The 19,028-nt window shown below is 60.5% G+C and carries 21 protein-coding genes; 11 read left to right on the forward strand and 10 right to left on the reverse strand.

The annotated features are described in order from the left end of the window. Positions 1-69 precede the first annotated feature (69 nt). Entirely contained in the window at positions 70-1,176 is a 1,107-nt protein-coding gene (locus tag BLU26_RS17500) for a DUF2855 family protein (protein WP_092288124.1), read from the reverse strand. Positions 1,177-1,193: 17 nt separating this feature from the next. Beyond that, a complete protein-coding gene (locus BLU26_RS17505; RefSeq protein WP_157719397.1) occupies positions 1,194-2,591 on the reverse strand; it encodes an NAD(P)-binding protein in 1,398 nt (465 codons plus the stop codon). Between the two features lie 109 nt (positions 2,592-2,700). On the opposite strand from BLU26_RS17505, the gene BLU26_RS17510 reads away from it, so the two are divergent. Beyond that, positions 2,701-3,309 (forward strand): TetR/AcrR family transcriptional regulator, encoded by a 609-nt coding sequence (locus tag BLU26_RS17510; RefSeq protein ID WP_092288125.1) that lies wholly within the window; start codon positions 2,701-2,703, stop codon positions 3,307-3,309. A 52-nt stretch (positions 3,310-3,361) separates the two neighbouring features. On the opposite strand, the gene BLU26_RS17515 is transcribed toward BLU26_RS17510, so the two are convergent. Together BLU26_RS17515 and BLU26_RS17520 are read right to left on the reverse strand one after the other, a co-directional pair. Next, positions 3,362-4,024 (reverse strand): DUF4142 domain-containing protein, encoded by a 663-nt coding sequence (locus BLU26_RS17515; RefSeq protein ID WP_092288126.1) that lies wholly within the window; start codon positions 4,022-4,024, stop codon positions 3,362-3,364. A gap of 124 nt (positions 4,025-4,148) precedes the next feature. Then, positions 4,149-4,448, reverse strand: coding sequence for a hypothetical protein (locus BLU26_RS17520; RefSeq protein ID WP_092288127.1), 300 nt, complete (start codon positions 4,446-4,448; stop codon positions 4,149-4,151). Positions 4,449-4,783: 335 nt separating this feature from the next. Here BLU26_RS17520 and BLU26_RS17525 point away from each other — a divergent pair, with 335 nt between their 5' ends. The 5 genes from BLU26_RS17525 to BLU26_RS17545 all read left to right on the forward strand — a co-directional run bounded on the left by BLU26_RS17525 (position 4,784) and on the right by BLU26_RS17545 (position 9,879). Continuing rightward, the gene (locus BLU26_RS17525; protein ID WP_092288128.1) at positions 4,784-5,755 is read left to right on the forward strand and encodes an NAD(P)H-dependent flavin oxidoreductase; all 972 of its coding nucleotides are present in this window, start codon (positions 4,784-4,786) and stop codon (positions 5,753-5,755) included. Between the two features lie 65 nt (positions 5,756-5,820). Next, a complete protein-coding gene (locus BLU26_RS17530) occupies positions 5,821-6,297 on the forward strand; it encodes a winged helix-turn-helix transcriptional regulator (protein WP_092288129.1) in 477 nt (158 codons plus the stop codon). 1 nt (position 6,298) lies between these two features. Then, positions 6,299-7,033 carry a 4'-phosphopantetheinyl transferase family protein gene (locus BLU26_RS17535; protein ID WP_092288130.1) on the forward strand — a complete coding sequence of 245 codons (735 nt, stop codon included), beginning with the start codon at positions 6,299-6,301 and terminating at the stop codon, positions 7,031-7,033. Positions 7,034-7,146: 113 nt separating this feature from the next. Further along, the gene (locus BLU26_RS17540) at positions 7,147-8,481 is read left to right on the forward strand and encodes a tetratricopeptide repeat protein (protein ID WP_092288131.1); all 1,335 of its coding nucleotides are present in this window, start codon (positions 7,147-7,149) and stop codon (positions 8,479-8,481) included. A gap of 174 nt (positions 8,482-8,655) precedes the next feature. Then, positions 8,656-9,879 carry a 3-hydroxyacyl-CoA dehydrogenase gene (locus BLU26_RS17545; RefSeq protein ID WP_092288553.1) on the forward strand — a complete coding sequence of 408 codons (1,224 nt, stop codon included), beginning with the start codon at positions 8,656-8,658 and terminating at the stop codon, positions 9,877-9,879. An 84-nt stretch (positions 9,880-9,963) separates the two neighbouring features. On the opposite strand, the gene BLU26_RS17550 is transcribed toward BLU26_RS17545, so the two are convergent. Genes BLU26_RS17550 through purM form a run of 3 tightly spaced genes read right to left on the reverse strand, consistent with a single transcriptional unit; the run spans position 9,964 to position 12,458 of the window. After that, positions 9,964-10,719, reverse strand: coding sequence for a DUF3108 domain-containing protein (locus tag BLU26_RS17550; RefSeq protein WP_092288132.1), 756 nt, complete (start codon positions 10,717-10,719; stop codon positions 9,964-9,966). A 10-nt stretch (positions 10,720-10,729) separates the two neighbouring features. After that, entirely contained in the window at positions 10,730-11,389 is a 660-nt protein-coding gene (gene purN, locus BLU26_RS17555; protein WP_231701973.1) for a phosphoribosylglycinamide formyltransferase, read from the reverse strand. 4 nt (positions 11,390-11,393) lie between these two features. Next, positions 11,394-12,458 (reverse strand): phosphoribosylformylglycinamidine cyclo-ligase, encoded by a 1,065-nt coding sequence (gene purM / locus BLU26_RS17560; RefSeq protein ID WP_092288134.1) that lies wholly within the window; start codon positions 12,456-12,458, stop codon positions 11,394-11,396. Between the two features lie 234 nt (positions 12,459-12,692). Here purM and BLU26_RS17565 point away from each other — a divergent pair, with 234 nt between their 5' ends. The 3 genes from BLU26_RS17565 to hda all read left to right on the forward strand — a co-directional run bounded on the left by BLU26_RS17565 (position 12,693) and on the right by hda (position 15,821). Next, positions 12,693-13,850: a DUF2066 domain-containing protein gene (locus BLU26_RS17565; protein WP_092288135.1), complete on the forward strand. Its 1,158-nt coding sequence runs from the start codon at positions 12,693-12,695 to the stop codon at positions 13,848-13,850. 148 nt (positions 13,851-13,998) lie between these two features. Beyond that, positions 13,999-15,108 carry an AI-2E family transporter gene (locus tag BLU26_RS17570; RefSeq protein ID WP_092288136.1) on the forward strand — a complete coding sequence of 370 codons (1,110 nt, stop codon included), beginning with the start codon at positions 13,999-14,001 and terminating at the stop codon, positions 15,106-15,108. Next, entirely contained in the window at positions 15,108-15,821 is a 714-nt protein-coding gene (gene hda / locus BLU26_RS17575) for a DnaA regulatory inactivator Hda (RefSeq protein WP_092288137.1), read from the forward strand. The genes BLU26_RS17570 and hda overlap by 1 nt, the downstream gene beginning before the upstream one ends. A gap of 1 nt (position 15,822) precedes the next feature. Here the strand turns inward: hda and BLU26_RS17580 are convergent, their stop codons facing one another. From BLU26_RS17580 to arsC, 3 genes are read right to left on the reverse strand one after another with little or no spacing between them, the layout of a single operon-like run. Further along, the gene (locus tag BLU26_RS17580; RefSeq protein ID WP_092288138.1) at positions 15,823-16,239 is read right to left on the reverse strand and encodes a DUF2069 domain-containing protein; all 417 of its coding nucleotides are present in this window, start codon (positions 16,237-16,239) and stop codon (positions 15,823-15,825) included. Beyond that, positions 16,232-16,849, reverse strand: a complete 618-nt coding sequence (gene wrbA / locus BLU26_RS17585; RefSeq protein WP_092288139.1) for an NAD(P)H:quinone oxidoreductase — start codon at positions 16,847-16,849, stop codon at positions 16,232-16,234. Before wrbA ends, BLU26_RS17580 begins: the two co-directional genes overlap by 8 nt. Beyond that, positions 16,846-17,199: an arsenate reductase (glutaredoxin) gene (gene arsC / locus BLU26_RS17590; protein WP_092288140.1), complete on the reverse strand. Its 354-nt coding sequence runs from the start codon at positions 17,197-17,199 to the stop codon at positions 16,846-16,848. The genes wrbA and arsC overlap by 4 nt, the downstream gene beginning before the upstream one ends. Positions 17,200-17,303: 104 nt before the next feature. On the opposite strand from arsC, the gene BLU26_RS17595 reads away from it, so the two are divergent. Then, entirely contained in the window at positions 17,304-18,572 is a 1,269-nt protein-coding gene (locus BLU26_RS17595; protein ID WP_092288141.1) for a YihY family inner membrane protein, read from the forward strand. Continuing rightward, entirely contained in the window at positions 18,572-19,024 is a 453-nt protein-coding gene (locus BLU26_RS17600) for a TlpA family protein disulfide reductase (RefSeq protein ID WP_092288142.1), read from the forward strand. The genes BLU26_RS17595 and BLU26_RS17600 overlap by 1 nt, the downstream gene beginning before the upstream one ends. Positions 19,025-19,028 lie beyond the last annotated feature (4 nt).

Consider the following 19,028-nt stretch of genomic DNA (forward strand, 5'->3'; position numbering starts at 1 on the left):
TACCGCAGCACGGGTACAGCATTATCTGTTTGCATGATTCTGCGGCATAACTACCTGACAGGCCCGCGGTCAGTCTGGCTGAGCAAGCTGGATGATAATGCCTTCATCGGCTGCGATGCGGCCCTGGCAGACGTCGGGATAAATCTCCGCCAGCCCGCCAAGCCCTTGCCGGGTGTTGACCTTCAACCATTGGCGGCTCCAACTGGCGGCGTCGTGCATGAAGCGCTGACTGCGCTCGGCAAAGCCCTGCGGGCCCCAGTCTTTCATGCGTTGCTGAATGTGCCCCGGCGCGAAGAAGAATTCCCGGCGCTCTGCGGGGATGGCTGAGGCGGATTGGGTTTCGTCCCAATGGGTCAGGCCAACATTAATGCAGTAGGTCAGTTTCTCGCCCAGGTGTTCAGCCAGCGCATTGAGCACGGCGCTGTTGCCCGACATGTCGACGATGACGCTAGGCAGGCTGGTGTCGATCTGGCTCAGCTGCTCGTATTCCACGACGTGATCGTAGACCTGCAGGCTTTTGACCAGCGCGGTGTTGCGCGCGGAGGTGACGGCCACGGTCGCTGGCGCATCAGCATTCTGGGCCAAGGCGTAGGCTAAGCCGGCGCTGGTTTTGCTGGAGGCGCTGAGGATGATGATCTGCTTCGCGCCGCGCCAGTCCTTGTCTTTCAGCGCATCCCACAGACAGAACGAGGTGATGTGCAGCGGCCACAGCAGCATGCGCTCGGGTTCGGTGGCAGGCTCGTAATCGGCTTCATGCAACACTCTGCTGTAGCTGTTGTAACCCGGTGGCAGCTTGGCGCGGTGCGCGCTGCCATCGATCAGGCGGGTGTCAGACACGTGGGTGGGCAGCATGACCAATTGGCTGGCCGGCGGAAAATAGCCGAACAGGCGCTCGCCCACCGGTAGCTGCTCGCAGCGCGATTCGATCACATTGCCGAAACCCCACACGGGAATCACGCCCCAGCCCTGGCTGTGTTCGCCCACCGGAGGAAAGAACTGCCAGTAACCCAGCTGGTTGCCAGCTGCGGCATAGGTGATGTTGTTGGCGGTAAAGGCGAAGCTGTCGACTGCCAGCCTTACCTGGCCCTCTATCAGTTCGGGTTGCTCCTCAGCGGCGCTGAGGGTAACCAGTTGCTGGGCGAGAAAGTCGTCTTTGCGAATCTGAAATTGTTGCATGGTATTCCCCGGTTCGGTTAGTTGATTTCAGCCAGAAAGCGCTGGATTTTCATCATCGCCGGCGCTGAGTTGTCGCGCATGCGGGTCAGGATAGCCTGCTTTTCAGCGTCTTCCTTGCTGGCGCTGCGGACCAGCTTGCCCATGCCGTCCAGCCGATTGGCCAGCAGCCAGTTGCGCAGGTCTTCAATCTGCGACCACTGATACTGGTTCATCATCAGCGCCGCCATCATGCGAATCCAGTCGGTATCGTGGTTGGGCAGCGGCACTACCGAGCAGAGGCGGTTCTTTTCAGCCTCGTCGCTGTAGCAGGCTTCAACGTGCGCAATGAAGGCAGCGCTGAAAACCGGCTGATAGGAGCGCACGGTTTGCGGGGTGATCAAGTTGCCCTGAAACACCTTTTTGATCGCCAGATTGGTGATCGCACTGGCCGAGCAATCGATATGCAGGTTGTTGGACGAGGTCGCAATAGTGCCCTGTTCAAGAACGATGCGGTCTGCCTGCAGGTGAGTTACCCGGCCCATGCGGACCACGTTGGTGATGCGGCGCAGTTGCGCCAATTCCAACTGGCTGATGGTCGCGCCGTGGAACATTTTCGGTTTCACATTTTGGTCGATGCGCAGCAGCACGCCGGCCTGTTCCAGGCGGTCAAACAGATCGTCGACAGATTCGGCTTGGGCAATGGCTTCAAACTGGGCGGCGACCGCACCTATGGTGTTGTGGAAGAACTCCTCGCCCGGTTGGGTGTTGCGGCGGTCAAGCAGCCAGGCGTCGCGCGACACTATCCAGCAGATACGCTCCGGGTCTACCTGATGTTCCAGCAACCACAGGCAGGCGTCGATGCCGGTCTTGCCGCCGCCGATGACCACGTAGTTGTCGGCGGGTTGTTTGACCTTGGGCAGGTCGTTCAAGGGCATGAAAGCGACGCCGGGATCGATGCTGAAACTGGGCGTGTGGTTGGCCGGTACGCTGGTTTTCAGGTAGGTGGCATCCACTGTCTTGCGCGTATTGGCGCGAAACCGCTGGCCGGTCAGGCTGTGCTCGAACAGGCCGTCACCCAGGTAGTTGCACATCGGAAAGTACTGCACCCGGCCAGTGGGCAAAAACTGGTGGCGCATGACGTCGTCAAAGTAGGCGAGCACCTCGGCGCCGGAGGCCAGATCGCCCAGGCCCTTGTTCAGCCCCACCTCATCCTTGCGGCCCTTGCTCAGTTCACGCGAGCTGACGCCGTAGAACGCCGAGGGCTGGTGCAGGGTCACGAAGGGATAGGCAATGTTCCAGTGGCCGCCGGGCTGCTGGTGCTGGTCGACGATGATGATGCTGGCGTCGCTCTCGCTGAGCAGGGTGTCAGCGAAGGCCATGCCCACGGCGCCACTGCCAACGATCAGGTAATCCGCTTGAAGTTGTTGTTCGCTCACGGTCGGTACTCCGGTGGCTGACTTGAATGGTTGAGAAAAAGCGCTTCATAACAGTGTTATGCTGACAAAGAATATAACGCTGTTATGTAAAGTCAAGTACAATCGCCGGATGAACGAATCGAAACGTAAAATTCTCAATGCCGCCTCCGAGCTGTTTCTGCACGGCGGCACCGCAGCGCTGAGCGTGCGCGCGATTGCCGCGCAGGCCGGTGTCTCGACCATTGGCATCTATAGCCACTTCCAGGGTAAGCAGGGGATTCTGGATGCCTTGTTTATTGAAGGCTTCAGTGCCGTTATCGAGGCGCTGGCGGTCGATCAACTGAGCACGGATGCGCGTGAGCGCGTGCTCCTGGCCTCGCGACGCTATATGGAGACGGCCGAGGAATACGAGCCGCATTACGGGCTGATATTCGGCAAGCTGGATGACAGTTATCAGCCATCGGAAGAGGCGCGAGACCTGGCTGCCGCGGGCTTTGCCCGGCTCAGCGAGGTGGTCGGTGGCTTGCTGCCTGCCGCTGCGCCGGCGAGCGCCAAGCGTGATGTGGCGTTACAGACCTGGGCGTTGATCCACGGTTTTGTGGGCCTGAAAAATCATGCGGTAGGCGAGCTGGTGGACATGCGCTGTTGGAAGGAGCGCGCCATGGAGGCGGTGGAAATTCTGGTAGACGGTATCATCAGCCGAGGGCAGCAGGCCGCGCCAGCATCTCAGCGCGGCTGAGTGCAGGCAGCACTGGCGTGTTATGGCGCGCGATGCTGCCTGCACCGCGGGCTTACTGCGGCTGCGCGGGTGCACGCCCGGCCAGCTTCTGCGCTTGCTCAAGGTGCTCTTGCAGGGTGGGCAAGGTTGCTTCGGCAAAGCTGACAACCTGTTCGTTGTCGATCTGCGCGGCGCGGTTGTAGAGTGCAATGGCTTGCTGATGCGCGACTATCTGGTTGTCGAGATAGGCCTGATCAAAGTCGTCACCATCGCGTAGCTTCAGCAGCAACTGCTCTGCCTGGGCGCTGAGCGCCGGGTCGTCTTCTGTCTCTACCTGCAAGGTGGCTGCCAGTTCGCGGAGGTCGCGGTTGTTTTGCCGGTGCGCGTCATGCATCTGTTGCGCGTAGCTTTTTACGGCGTCTGAACCTTGCTCAAGGGCCAGTTCGGCCGCCTTTATGGCAGCGATGTTCTGGGCGCTTGCGTCACTGAAAAACTGTTCCACGCCAATGCCCATTTCTGCACCGGAATCGCTGAAAGTACCTTGGGTGTCGGCGCTACCGCCGCTGCCGGTGGTCGCTGGCATGCCGGTAGGGCCGCTTTGCTCAACCCGGTCGCCGCCGCCAACCATGGGCTGCGTATCAGCCTGGTCGGCCGCATGGGCGCTGCCTATCGCCGCGCTCAACAAGAGTGCGGTGGCGGGGGTGCGCAAAGTTCGTAGCATCGGTGGGCGCTTCATGGACGGTCTCCTTGTTCATGGTGGGTGGCAGTTGGCGGGGGTAGTGCGTGGTGTGCGTTGAAGCCAACCAAGCACGCTTGGCCTGCCTTGGTCGGCAGGCCAAGCGTGAGCATCTTATTGCGCTTTATTGCGCTGTGGCACCACCGCCAGTGGGGCCATCGGGGCCATCTGTAGTGGCGTCGGGACGCTTGTTGGCGCTGCCGATTTTGTCGCTACCCACGGTGCCGGCTTCGACCTCATCGCCGCCGTCGCGCTGATTGGGCAAACGCTCTTCGGTCTTGTCTTCACCTTGCTGTCCGGTGTTCACGCCATTTTCGTAGGTTTTGTCATGCTCGGTGGCGTGGTCGCCGGCAGAGGCCGGCATGGCGCCCAGCAGGGCAGCGGAAAACAGGGCAGTGCCGAGAAGTTTCAATTGCGTTTTCATATTGGTCTCTCCTTTATGAGGGTGCACTCTAATGGAGCGGCAAGCAGGCCGGTTAGTTCACTTTGGTTTCTGCCGCGCGGGGTAATGACAGCTCGAGCGCTTCGTCTGAAACAGGGCGATGCGTATCCGCTGGCGGTGCCTGGAGGGCGTCTGGCACGGAGGCCCGAGCCGGGCTGCAGTGGAAGGCTCAGAGGGTGCGCCAGCGGTTTTACGACAGACATATATTGTTACCAGACTTGCAATTTTTCGGTGCAGAAATTAGCTTCTGTATCCGAAGCTAATTTCTGCAGGGCGAACGCCGTGCGCTCTTACCACCCGATAGAGGCAGCATCACAGTGAAAAACCGCATAACAGAACTTTTTGGCATTCAGCATCCGATCATTCAGGGCGGCATGCACTTTGTCGGCTTTGCCGAGCTGGCTGCAGCCGTCTCCAATGCCGGCGGCCTGGGCACCATTACCGGTTTGACCCAACGCACGGCTGCTGATCTGGCCAACGAGATTGCCAAGTGCCGCGAGATGACCGACAAGCCGTTTGCGGTCAACCTGACCTTTCTGCCGACGGTCAACTCTCCCGACTACCCCGGTTACATCGACGCCATCATCAAGGGCGGCGTAAAGATCGTTGAGACCGCCGGTCGCAGCCCGCAGGAGTACATGCCGGCACTGAAAGAGGCGGGGATCAAGGTAATTCACAAGTGCACCTCGGTACGCCACGCGTTGAAAGCCCAGTCGATTGGTTGCGATGCTGTGTCGGTTGACGGCTTCGAGTGCGGCGGTCACCCGGGCGAAGACGATATCCCCAACATGATCCTGCTGCCGCGCGCCGCAGAAGAGCTGGAAATCCCCTTCGTGGCCTCCGGCGGCATGGCGGACGGTCGTTCACTGGTCGCGGCTATCGCGCTGGGCGCAGAAGGCATGAACATGGGGACGCGCTTTATCGCCACCCAGGAAGCACCGGTGCACGAAAACGTGAAACAGGCGATTGTTGCTGCCTCCGAGCTGGATACCCGTCTGGTCATGCGCCCGCTGCGCAATACCGAGCGCGTGCTGAATAACGCTGCGGTCGAACGCATCCTTGAGAAGGAAGCGCGTCTGGGCAAAGACCTCAAGTTCACCGACATCATCGATGAAGTTGCCGGCGTGTATCCGAAGATCATGAAAGACGGCGATATGGAGCTGGGCGCCTGGTCCTGCGGCATGGTCGCGGGCCTGATCCACGACGTACCGACCTGTCAGCAGTTGATCGACAACATCATGAATCAGGCTGAAGAGATCATCCGCGCGCGCCTGGCTGGCATGCTGTAACAGCCGCCTGGTAAACCGACCGATGGCGGGCTGCCCGCTCGCCATCGGTATTGGTGGAGAAACACATGTCCCGAACACCGCTTAATCATATGGACTGCAGCGTCGCCCAGACGCTGGATATTGTTGGCGAGTGGTGGTCGCTATTGATATTGCGCAATGCCTTTCACGGCATGCGTACCTTCGATGCCTTTCAAAAGCAGCTGGAGATTTCCAGCAGCGTTCTCAGTGCCCGGCTGAAAAAACTGACCGAGGCCGGGGTGCTGAAAAAGGTCCCCTGCAGTGAAGATAAACGCTCCTTTGAATACCGCCTGACACCCGCGGGCATGGACCTGTATCCGGTGCTGATCGGGCTGATGCAGTGGGGTGAGAAGTGGCGGCCCAATGACCGCGGCCAGCGCATGCTGTTGCTGGAAAAAGCCACCGGTGAGCCGATTCACGGCGCCGAGGTACTGGCCAATGATGGGCGCCCGCTGAAGGCCTGGGAAGTGCAGCCGGTAGCCGGGCCTGGCGCGGATGAGCACGTTTATGAGTTGATTGGCTGAGATGCTCGGCGTACCGACCCTGCTGTTGTGTGAGTACGCCGCGCAGACTGATCTGCAGCCCGCAGGCGGCTGGGAGTTGGGGGATGCGCAGGCACAGCAACGCCTGCAACAGTTTACCAATCCGGCCGCGCGCACCCGCTTTGCACTCAGCCGTTTGCTGCTGGCGCGCGCTATAGAGAGCCTGCTTGATGGTGCACTCAATTGGCAGTTGGCGTCGCGGGCCGGCGGGCAACCCCTGCTGTGCAGCCCACACGGGCAAATCAATCTGAGTATCAGCCACACGGATGGTCTGGTGGCGCTGGTCATGGCACCGGAAGAGCAGTCGATTGGGGTGGATGTGGAGGCGTGGGCGCGGCCGCTACGGCTGCAGAGCGTGCTCGCCGCCAGTATGAGCCCGCAGGATGCCCGCTGGTGTCAGGCGCAACCTTCGCCCGAGCAAGCGTTTCTGCGGCACTGGACGCTCAAGGAGGCCTACCTCAAGGCGTTGGGCTTAGGCCTCGCAGCGGACCTGCACGCGCTTTCGTTCGACCTCGCGGGGGAGGGGCCTCGGTTGCGTGAAACGCCCTATCCCGACGCGCTTTGCTGGTCGTTTGCGCAGCCCTCGGTGCTCACCAGACACTGTCTGTCGCTAGCCAGCGCGACACCCGCTGCGGTCGATGCAGTCTGGCAGCAGAAGCCGGCTGATCAGGCGCTGCAACTACCCGGCTGCCAGGTACGGCTGTTGCGCCTGCACTGAGCCGGTTGGCCGGTCAAGGCTTCAATCTGCTGCTCGCTGCGCTATCATCCCTGGGCGTTCTGCGCGGCTATGCGCCGGACGGTTACTGATTACGTCACAGGGATTTGCCTCTTATGAACACCACACCACTGTTTGCCGCCGCGCTATTGAGCTGTGCACTGAGCCTGCCTGCCCAGGCTGCAGAGCATGCCAAGAACCCTTCCAGCGGCGCGACCGCCGTTCAGTTGCAACCCAAGGCCGAGGCCGGCAATGCCGGTGCCCAGCGCGAACTGGCTGACCGTTATTACGATGGTGATGGCGTGGAGCAGTCCTACGCACTGGCGGCGCAGTGGTACGCCAAGGCGGCAGAGCAGGGTGATGCCGCCGCGCAGTTTGCATTGGGCTACATGTATGACGAAGGCCAGGGTGTGGCGCTGGATGATAGTCGTGCGATTGCGCTCTATACCCAGGCCGCTGAGCAGAATCATCCGGGCGCGCAGTACAACCTGGCGCTGATGTACGACGTCGGTGAGGGCGTTGCGGTCGATGACCTGAAGGCGATCGACTGGTACTGGCGCGCGGCGGAACAGGGGCATGCCGATGCCCAGTTCAACCTGGCGCTGATGTATGACGAAGGTGAAGGCGTTCCGGTCAATGATGAAAAGGCGCTGCAATGGTATCTGCGCGCGGCCGAACAGGGTCATGCCGACGCCCAGTTCAATCTGGCATTGATGTACGACATGGGAGAGGGTACCCCGGTAGACGACCGTGAGGCCGTGCGCTGGTATACCGCGGCTGCCGAACAAGGCGATGCCACCGCGCAGTACAACCTGGCACTGATGTACGACGAGGGTGAAGGCGTGCCAGTGAATGATCAGCTGGCAGTGCAATGGTATCGCCGCGCAGCGGAACAGGGCGATATGGACGCGCAATACAATCTGGCGCTGATGTACGACGAAGGCGAAGGCGTGGCGCTGGACGATGCCGAAGCGTTGAATTGGTACAGCTTTGCTGCCGAACAGGGCCATGCCTCGGCCCAGTACAACCTGGCCATCATGTATGACGAGGGTGAGGGTACCCGCGAAGATAACAAGGCGGCCATCAAGTGGTACACCGCAGCAGCCGAGCAGGGCAACAAGGATGCGCAATACAACCTGGCGGTGATGTTTGATGAGGGTGAGGGTACCCGTGAGGACAACAAGGCGGCGATCAAGTGGTACGGCGCGGCCGCGCAGCAGGGTGAGCCCAGTGCGATGTTCAATCTGGGCATCATGTACATGAACGGTGAGGGGATTCGAACCAACCCGCGTATGGCCTATCTGCTGTTTTCGCTCTGCGCCGCGCAGGGCCTGCCGGACGCCCGCGAGGCCCGCGATCTGATGGCAGAACGTTTGAGTCGGGATGAACTGGCGACGGCCCAGCGCGCGGCCGCGCAGTGGCAATTGGATACGCCGCTGCCGACGCTCTAACCGGGCTATTCTTTACCCCTGAGCTTATTCACCCTGTGAATGGTCTGTATCAGCGTATAGGGTTTTTAATCGGGCGATATTTTGCGTAATGTATCGCTCCTCGGAAAATAGACCCACGGGTCACTCTGGTTGGACCGCGTGGCGGTCATTCATTTCATTTTGGAGGTAGCTGCGATGGCTTCTTTTGAGGGTATCAAGCGGGTTGGCGTTATTGGTGCAGGCACCATGGGTCGCGGTATCGTGATGAACTTCGTGAACGCGGGTTACCCCGTTACCTGGCTCGACGTTAACGCCGAGATGCTGGAAAAGGGGCTGGTCGATATCGCCAGCGTGTACAAGCGCTCGGTTGCCCAGGAGCGTTTTGACGACGCCGAAGCGCAGGCCCGCATCGCGCGCATCAGCACTACCCAGGAATACGCCGATCTGGCCGAGATGGACCTGGTAGTTGAAGCGGTCTACGAAAACATGGATCTGAAGAAGAAGATCTTCGCCGAGCTGGACAAGGCGGTACAGCCCTCCGCCATTCTGGCCACCAATACGTCTTACCTGGATATCGACGAGATTGCCTCGGCAACCCAGCGCCCGACTCAGGTCCTGGGCCTGCACTTCTTCAGCCCGGCACACATCATGAAGCTGCTGGAAGTGGTCCGTGGCAAAGCCACGGCTCAGGACGTCATGGACGCCTGTCTCGCGGTCGGCAAGAAGATCGGCAAGGAAGCGGTTCTGGCCGGTAACTGCCACGGCTTTATCGGCAACCGCATGCTGGAGAAATACTCGCGCCAGTCGCGTGAAGTCGTGCTGGAAGGCTCCACCCCCTGGGAAGTTGATCAGGCGCTGCAGGGCTTTGGCATGGCGATGGGCCCTTATCGCATGTACGACGTAGTGGGTGTGGATCTGGGCTGGCGCTCACGTCAGCTGGCGGGCGTCGGCCGCGGCGAGCCGATTGTCTGGCTGGACAACAAGCTGTGTGAAATGGAGCGTTTCGGTCAGAAGAGCGGCCACGGCTTCTACAAGTACGAAGCGGGCAGCCGTCAGGCAATCCACGATCCGGAAACCGACATGATGGCGCGTGAAGTGGCCGAAGAAGCCGGTTACACCGCGCGTGATGTGTCTGCCGACGAGATCGTTACCCGCTGCATTCTGGCACTGGTAAACGAAGGGGCGCGCATTCTGGACGAAGGTTACGCCGAGTCTGCCGAGGATATCGACCGTGTTTACCGCTTCGGTTACGGCTTCCCGGCCGAGCGCGGTGGCCCGATGGCGTATGCCGACAGCCTAGGTCTGGACAAAGTGCTGGCCGACATTCGCGCGCTGGAAGCGGAGCGTGGCGAGTTCTGGAAGCCTGCTGCCGGCCTGGTCAAGCTCGCAGAAGCGGGTGGACGCTTCACCAAGGCCTGATTTCAGGTCTGAAAAAACCGCATCGGGTTAAATCCTGATGCGGTTTTTTTGTGCCTGCGGTTTGGGCGTCTGACGGCGGCGTGGCTAGTCAGTTTTGACCGGCGTGCCAACCACGTTCTGGCCGTCCACGGTGGCTTCCTTCAGCATGATCTGATAGTGCTGGCCGTCGGTTTCGATCTGGCTCAGACGCACCAGCAGGTAATTCCAGTCCTTGGCGAACCAGAGGGTGGTTTCGCGCTTGGCATCGGGCTCACGCACACGCTCCACTTCCACGGCATCAAACTGGCCGACACGGGTGGTCACCCGGTCTTCTCCCACTACGTGAAAGTGGTAGTCCTCGATCTCGTCACCATCGACCACGCGATAATGCATGTCTGTCTTGCCGGCCATCAGATCCTGCTGCAGGGCCAACTGGTAGGTGGTCTTGTCGAGCAGGTTTGGCTCGGTGGGCAGCTCAAAGGCTTCTTCCTTGTAGGTCCCGCTGACCAAGCCGTTATCCCAGTCAAAGCGCTGCTGGATTTCCTTGCCGCTGCCAAGGCCTTTGCGCTCGTAGTGGTAGCTCAGCGGTTGGATCACACCGTCCTGCTGGCGCAGTGTGCTCTGTTCAACCAGTTTGGCGACAAACATGCTGGCGGTGAAAGATAGGTTCCAGGTGCCGTCGGCGTTGGCCTCCAAACTGTGCAGTGCTTCGCCGTTGACCGGGATGCGCTTCATGTCGGCGGCGTAGCTGGCGCTGAAGGGAACCAGCGGTGCGGCGCTGGCAAAACTGGCGCTCAGGGTCAGCGCAAGGCCGAGCAGTGAGCGGGTGAGGCGGCGTGAAAAAGCGGGGCTCTGATGCATCAGTGTCGTCTCATATGCCGGATTCAAGGTCTTCCAGTCTTAGTCCACTGGGTGGAATTGGGCTGCCATCAAGGCACGCCCGGTCATTATCGAGTTGCAGACGACCGGCCGCGAACCAGCGGGCAGCCAGCGGAAACAGGCGGTATTCCAGTTGCTGCACCTGCGCGGCGAGGCTGGCAGCGTCGTCATCGGGTATGATTTTTACTCGTCCCTGCACGATCAGCGGCCCGCCATCCAGCTCTTCGGTAACAAAGTGCACGGTTGCACCGTGTTCCAGGTCACCCTCGTCCAGCGCGCGCTGGTGGGTCTGCAAACCTTTGTGCTTGGGCAACAGCGATGGATGAATGTTCAATAAGCGGCCGCGATAATGTTTGACGAAGTCAGCGGTCAGAATACGCATGAAACCGGCCAGCAGCACCAGGTCTGGCGAGAAGGTATCAATCGCACCCATCAGCGCCTGATCAAAGGATTCGCGGTCGGCAAAATCACGATGGCTCAGTACCCGCGTGGCAATGCCGGCGCTGGCCGCGCGTTGCAGCCCGTAGGCATCTGCCTTGTTGGCGACCACCCCGACGATGCTCGCCAGGGCGCTCTGTCCAGCCAGGTCGTCAATCAGTGCCTGCAGGTTGGTGCCCGATCCGGAGATCAGTACCACAATACGGCAGCTCACCGGTTCAGTTACCGCGCTGCAGTACGACGGCTTCGTCGCCCTCGTTACCGGCTTCGATGCGACCGATGATCCAGGGTTGCTCGCCAGCATCGCGCAGCACCTTGAGCGCCTCTTCAGCGGCCTCGGCGGCGACACAGATGACCATGCCTACGCCACAGTTGAGCACGCGGTGCATTTCGGTTTCGTCCACATTGCCTTGCTCCTGCAGCCAGTTGAACACGGCAGGGCGCTGCCAGCTGTCCAGATCAATGCAGGCGCGGCTATCGGCGGGCAGCACGCGAGGAATGTTTTCCAGCAGACCGCCGCCGGTAATGTGGGCCATGGCTTTGACGCTGCCGGTTTGCTTGATCAACTGCAGCAAGGCCTTGACGTAAATGCGGGTGGGCGCCATCAGCAACTCGCTCAGTGGCTTGCCGTCGAGGCTGGTGCTGTTGATGTCTACGCCGGCGACTTCAATGATCTTGCGGATCAGTGAATAACCGTTGGAGTGTGGGCCGGAGGAGGGCAGGGCGATCAGGGTATCGCCGGCGGCTACCTTGCTGCCGTCGATGATGTCAGCTTTTTCCACCACGCCGACGCAGAAGCCGGCGAGGTCGTAGTCTTCGCCTTCATACATGCCGGGCATTTCGGCGGTTTCGCCGCCAACCAGGGCACAGCCGGCCAGCTCGCAACCCGCGCCGATGCCGGTGACCACCTGGGCGGCGATGTCGATGTTCAGCTTGCCGGTGGCGTAGTAGTCGAGGAAGAACAGCGGTTCGGCGCCACAGACGATCAGGTCATTGACGCACATGGCGACCAAGTCGATGCCGATGCTGTCGTGAATGCCAAGGTCCATGGCGACCCGCAGCTTGGTGCCTACCCCGTCGGTGCCGGATACCAGAACCGGCTGCTTGTAACCCTCGGGAATCTCGCACAGGGCGCCAAAACCACCCAGGCCGCCCATGACTTCGGGGCGAGCAGTGCGCTTGGCCACGTGTTTGATGCGATCAACCAGCGCATTGCCGGCAGCGATATCTACGCCGGCATCTTTGTAGCTGATAGAGGGTTTGGACGGCGTCTGGCTGCTCATGGCGTGGTCTCAAGCTGTGCAAAAAAAAGTGGCCAAGGCGGGTGCTGCCGCCTTCTGGTCGGGATAGCGCGCTAGTTTAGCAATTCATGCTGATCAGAGCCATGCCGACGCAACTTTCTGCGCCGCGGTTGCCGCCTTCACAAGGCTTGTTTAATGTAGGTGCTTAATTCCTGCGGGCGCGTTGCTTGCCGGCACATTGTCACTCTGATTTGTCACCCTGATGGACGTCTACCCATGCCGCTGTTGCGACCGCTTCTGTTTGCCCTGTTGTTTGCCCTGCCACTGACCTCTCGCGCTGCGGTGCTGGAAGCGCTGTATCAGGTAAATGTGCCGCCGGCCGAGGGCGCGCAGCAGGCGGTACAGCTGGATACGGCCACCCGAATCATGTTGCAGCGCCTGGCCGGTAGCGAGGTGAAGCTGGATAAGGGGCCACTGGCTGCGGTAATGGCCGAACCCAGCAGCGTGACACGGCGCATCGGTGCGCTGGATGAGGCCGGCGGCATGCAGGTTGAGTTTGATCCGCTGTTGCTGCGCGATGCGCTCGCCAAGGCGGATGTGCCGATGCTGGGGCGTAATCGCCCGGGCATTCTGGTCTGGGCGGTTGAGTCGACCACGCTGGGTGATGACTTTCTGCTGCCCGGTAGCGAGCTGGGGCAGGCACTACGGGCAGCCGCGAACTACCGGGGGGTCGCATTGATGCAGCCCCTGGCCGATCTGCAGGATCGCACCAGCGTCGGCGAGTCGGACGTGCTGAAGGCGGATCAGGCGGTGTTGCAGCAGGCTGCTGAACGCTACGCCGCCGAGGGTATGCTGGCGCTGCAGGCGAGTCAGCAGGGCAGCGTTTGGGCGTTGCAGTGGACCTTTTGGCTGAATGACAAGCAGGCAACCGGCAAGGCGCAGTCGGATAATCCGCGCGAAGCGGCGGACCAATTGATGCAGGCGCTGGCCGATGCGGTGTTTGCCCAATACGCGGTGACCAGTGTGCCTGGCGATCAGGTAACCGGCTGGCGTCTGCATATCCGCGGTGTAAATGGTCTTGACCAGTTCTCGCGGTTGCAGCGCATGTTACAGCAGATGGGTACCCAGTCTGTGCCGCAGCTGGTCTCTATGCGCGGCGATGAGGTGATTTTTACCTTTGATTTTCCGGGTGATGAGGCGCAGTTGCAGCGCATGCTGATGCTCGATCAGCGCTTGGTTCCGGCCGAGCCTCCGGCAGAGCCGACACCCGCAGTGGCCGCGTCGGGAGCGGACACCGCCGTCGAGCCGGGCGGTACAGAGGACCCGGCGACCTCGGCGAACACCGCTGCAGATCCGGCCCCGGCGGCAGCGGAACCAATAGTGCCAGCTGCGCCGCAGGACAAGCGCAAGTCACTTTACTACCGCTGGCGATAGGTTATTCTGCCGGGCAAGAGGCTCGGCATTCGCCGCTCAGGCCTGTACCAGAGGGCCGAGATGCTGACCCTTCTGACAATGCTGTCTTCATGTGCCAGGCGCCCGCGCGGCTGAACGGGTGCGGCTACACGCTAAGGATGGATGCAAAATGACATCGGATTACCGCTGGTACTGGGCCGCTGGTTTCGTGCTGCTGATGACGCTGGTTTACTTCCTGCAGCCGATTCTGTCGCCGTTTCTCATTGGTATGCTGCTGGCTTATCTTGGTGATCCGCTGGTGGATCGCCTTGAGACTCACGGGCTGTCGCGCACCCTCGGGGTGGTGGTGGTGTTTGCGGTCGCCAGCAGTATTCTGGTGATCGCGCTGATTATTCTGATACCCATGCTGGGGCATCAGATCGAAACCCTGCGTGAAAATGTTCCCGCGATGATCGACTGGTTTCATAACCGAGCGCTGCCCTGGGTAGAGGCGAAACTGGGTATCGCGGTCAGCGAGTTCCGCCTTGATGCTGTACGTGAGGGCCTGAAAGAGCACCTGGGTCAGACCACCAGCGTGGTTGCGGCGGTGATCGCCAAGGCGACCAAATCCACTATGGCGCTAATGACACTGGCGGCCAACCTGGTGATGATCCCGGTCGTCAGTTTTTACCTGCTACGCGACTGGGACCTGATCGTTGCGCGCTGCCGCGACATGATTCCCCGCCACCATGAGCCTTTGGTCGCCAAGCTGATGCACGACTGCGATGAGGTGTTGGGTGCCTTCATCCGCGGGCAGCTGCTGGTCATGGGTTGCCTGGGCGTCATTTACTGGCTGGGGCTGTGGATGGTTGGGCTGGAATTGGCGTTGTTGATTGGTCTGCTGGCAGGGCTCGCCAGCATAGTGCCTTACCTGGGTTTCTTTGTGGGCATTGTTGCTGCTCTGTTGGCGGCCGTTTTTCAGTTCGGCGATCTGTTCCACTTGATTGCTGTGGTTGCCGTGTTCAGCGTTGGCCAAATGATAGAGGGTATGGTGCTGACGCCGCTGCTGGTGGGTGACCGCATTGGCTTGCACCCGGTGGCGGTAATCTTCGCCATCCTCGCCGGCGGGCAACTCTTTGGTTTTGTTGGTATCCTGCTGGCCTTGCCGCTGGCTGCCGTGATTATGGTGCTGCTGCGGTACTTTTATCAGCGCTATCGTGAGTCTGCTGCCTACGGCAAGCCCCTGGTGGCAGCGGATGTGAATGACGCAGTCGAGTCGAATGAGGTGGAAGAGAAGTAATGGCAGGCGGGCAACCGATACAGCTACCGCTGGGCATCAAGCTGCGCGACGAAGCGACATTCGCCAATTACTTTCACGGGCCGAATGATGCGGTGGTTGCCGCCGTGCGCGACTTTGCCGATTTGCAGCTCGCGCCGCAGGACAGTTGCCTATACCTCTGGGGCACTGAGGGTTCCGGCCGTTCACACTTGCTGCAGGCCGCCTGTCACGCAGTGGCCGATACTGGCGGGTTGGCCATGTACCTCCCGCTGGATGAGCTGGCGGAGGAGTCGCCGGCACTGCTCGATGGCATGGAGTCGGTCGAGCTGCTGTGCCTTGATCAGTTGGATGCCGTGGCGGGCGTGTCGGCCTGGGAAGAGGCGCTGTTTCATCTGTATAACCGCTTGCGTGAGCAGGGCGGGCGCCTGTTGATTGCGGCGGGTGCCGCGCCGCGCGCACTGGATATTGGCCTGCCTGATCTGGTCTCCCGCCTGGGTTGGGGCTTGGTTTTTCAGCTGCAAGCGCTGGATGATCAGGGTAAGCAGGAGGTGTTGAAGCTGCGCGCAGCGCAGCGCGGACTGCAACTCAGCGATGAGGTGGCGCGTTATATTCTCAGCCGTGGTGCACGGGGCATGGTTGAACTCTTTGCCGCGCTGGAGCGGCTGGATCAGGCTTCTTTGCAGGCCCAGCATCGTTTGACGATTCCTTTCGTCAAACGCGAGATGGGCTGGTAGGTCAGACGGTCTGTTCGCCCTGGCGCACCCGCTGGGCCTGAAAAGACCAGCGCACAAAGTAGAGCGCTGCAATAAAATAAAGCACGCTGAAACCGCTCATGAACAGGCCGTAGTTCAGTCGACCTGGCTGAAAACAGATCAATACTCCCTGAATAAAATACAGATTGATGGCGAAACACAGCCAGGCATGGGTACGCACGTGCCCGCTCAGCATGCCGGGCAGGAAGATCAGCAACGGCAGTAGCTGTACGCCGATGATGATGACCGGGTTGGCGCCATGCAGATCAGCGATGAACAGGTTGTAAGCCAGCATGCCGAGCATCAGCCCAAGGTAACCTGCCAATGAAATCCATCGGCTGATGGTGATGCGCGGCTGCAGGTAGCTCAGTTGCGGTAACAGCTTGGGCTTTTTAGACACGCGCAGCCCCCGCGTCCAACTGCCGGGTAATACTGCCCACGCGTTTGCCCAGTGCCAAACAGAGATCGGTTTCGTGCCTGTCGAGCTTGCGGTTACCCCGGCTGCCGGCATGATGGCTGGCGCCGTAGGGCGTACCGCCACCCTGGGTTTCAGTTAGCGCCGTTTCGGTGTAGGGCAGGCCGACCAGCAGCATGCCGTGGTGCATCAGGGGTAGTTGCATCGACAGCAGCGTGGCCTCCTGGCCGCCGTGCAAGCTGGCCGTGGAGGTAAACACCGCGCCGGGCTTGTTGCACAGGCTGCCGGCCAGCCACAGGTTGCTGGTGCCATCAATGAAATACTTCATCGGCGCGGCCATGTTGCCAAAGCGGGTAGGGCTGCCGAGGATCAGTGCGGCGCAGTGCTTCAGGTCTTCTTCGCTGCAGTACACGGCGCCCTCTGCCGGTACTGCCGGCAAGGTGCTCGCCGTTTCCGCTGAGACCGGAGGTACGGTACGTAGCCGGGCTTCCATGCCTGACTGTTCGACGCCCTGCGCGATGTGCCGCGCCATCTCTGCGGTCGCGCCGTGGCGGCTGTAGTACAAGATCAGTACATAGGGTGAGGCTGTACTCATGCGAACAGCTCCAGAACCTTTTCGGGTGGACGGCCAATCACTGCATTGCCGTCGCGGACCACGATGGGGCGTTCGATCAGGCGCGGATAATCGGCCAAGGCCTGCACCAGTTGCGCCTCGCTGAGCTCGGGGTTATCAAGATTGAGCTCCTTGTAGACGGCCTCGCCCTTGCGCATAAGCTCGCGCGCGCTCATGCCCAGCAACTGCAGAAGCTCACTGAGTTCAGCGTTATTCAACTGGTCATCGATGTAGCGAACGACCTCAATATCTGCACCCTGGTTTTCCAGTAGTTCAAGGGTTTGGCGCGATTTGGAACAGCGCGGATTATGGTAGATGGTGACCTGTGACATGCTTTTCTCCTTGGCGAGCGGGCCTGTTGCGTGAAGCTGGGTGGCCTAAGCGGATGATGGGGTTTATTCTAAGCGTTAATGTACCGGGCTGTCAGGGAGCTTGAATGCCGCGTCAACTGAATGTGTTCCTGCACTTTTGCCGCCATCTTTTGCGCCGCTTCAGTGAGGACCACTGTATCAAGAATGCGGCGGCGCTGACCTACACCACTCTGTTTGCCGTTGTACCGGTAATGACCGTGGCCTATGCCATGCTGGCTGCCATCCCGGCCTTCGATCAGGTGGGGGGTCAGGTGGAAGAGTTTATCTTCAATAACTTCGTCCCCTCCACTGGCGCGGCCCTGCGCGAATACCTCGGCGAATTCTCCAATCAGGCACGGCAACTGACCGGGGTCGGGGTGGCGCTACTGATGGTGACGGCGCTGATGATGCTGGTAAATATCGAGAAAGCCTTCAATGCCATCTGGCACATCCGCCAGCCCCGCCGTGGGTTGTCGAGCTTTCTGCTGTACTGGGCAGTGCTGAGTTTGGGGCCGTTGCTGTTGGGCGCGGGTTTTGTGGTGAGTACCTACCTGGCGTCTATCTCCTTTCTGCGTGAGGGTGTGGTCCTGGGGTATGCCTGGCAGGTCGTGTTGTACTGGCTGCCGCTGCTGCTCAGCATTGCCGCCTTTACTCTGCTGTTCGTCGCCGTACCCAACACCCGGGTGCCGCTGCGCCATGGGTTTATTGGCGGTTTACTGGTGGCGCTGTTGTTCGAAGGGGCCAAGGCTTGCTTTGCGCTTTACGTCAAACTGTTCCCCGGTTATCAGCTGATCTACGGTGCCTTCGCCGCAGTACCCATCTTCCTGCTGTGGATTTATGTGAGTTGGATGATCATCCTGCTGGGTGCCGAGGTGGTCAGCAATATGGGTAGCGGGTCCGCGTGGCGTCGCCCTGAACACCCCTGGATGATCAACTTGCTGGTGGTGCTGCGCGTCTTTCTGCAAGCGCAGCGCGAAGGCAAACAGGTGGACATGGTGCGCGTCAACGACGCCGGCTGGACCCTGCATGAGGAGCAATGGGTGCGCTTGACCGAATGGCTAGAGGCCGAGCAGATCATTATCCGCACCCAGCAAGGCTGCTACGTGCTCTGTCGTGATCTGGCGACCCTGGAATTGTCCGCGTTGCTCGAGCGCATGCCAGAGCCAACGCTGACCAGTGAGCAATTGCCGGCGGCTGTGGTGGGGGCGGGTGAATGGTATCCGGCCTTCAGCGAAGCTCTGGCCGAGGCTGACGCGCAGCGGCGCACAGCGCTGCAGGGTAGCGTCAAGCATTGGCTGATAGACCCGCAGCCCGTGGTAAACACGCCGCAAAGAGCGGCCGATGGAGTGTCTTGATGGTGTATGAGTGCCGCCGCCTATTGATCGCAACGCTGGCTTTTCTGCTGGCGGCTTGTGAGCCTGCCGGCTGGATTGATCAACATGGTAACCAGATAACCGACGATGCCCTGCGTGGACAGCGGACGGTGGTGAACTATTGGGCGCAGTGGTGCGCGCCCTGCCGGCAGGAATTGCCAGAGCTGAATCGCCTGGCGCGGAGCTTTCCTGCGGTCAGGGTTATTGGCATCGACTTTGATGGCGCCACTGGCGATGCACTGTTGGCGGCCAGCGAGGAAATGGGTATCGAGTTTGCAGTGCTGGGACACGATTTTGCCGAGTCCCGCGGTTTGGCCAAGCCTGAGGTACTACCCACCACCTATATTTTGGATGAGCAGGGGGCGTTGCTGCATACCTTGCACGGGCCTCAGCACTATGACGATATAGCGCCGCTTCTGGCGCCAGGCAGCTAATCAG

Origin of the sequence: Halopseudomonas sabulinigri, assembly GCF_900105255.1 — a bacterium.
GTDB lineage: Bacteria > Pseudomonadota > Gammaproteobacteria > Pseudomonadales > Pseudomonadaceae > Halopseudomonas > Halopseudomonas sabulinigri.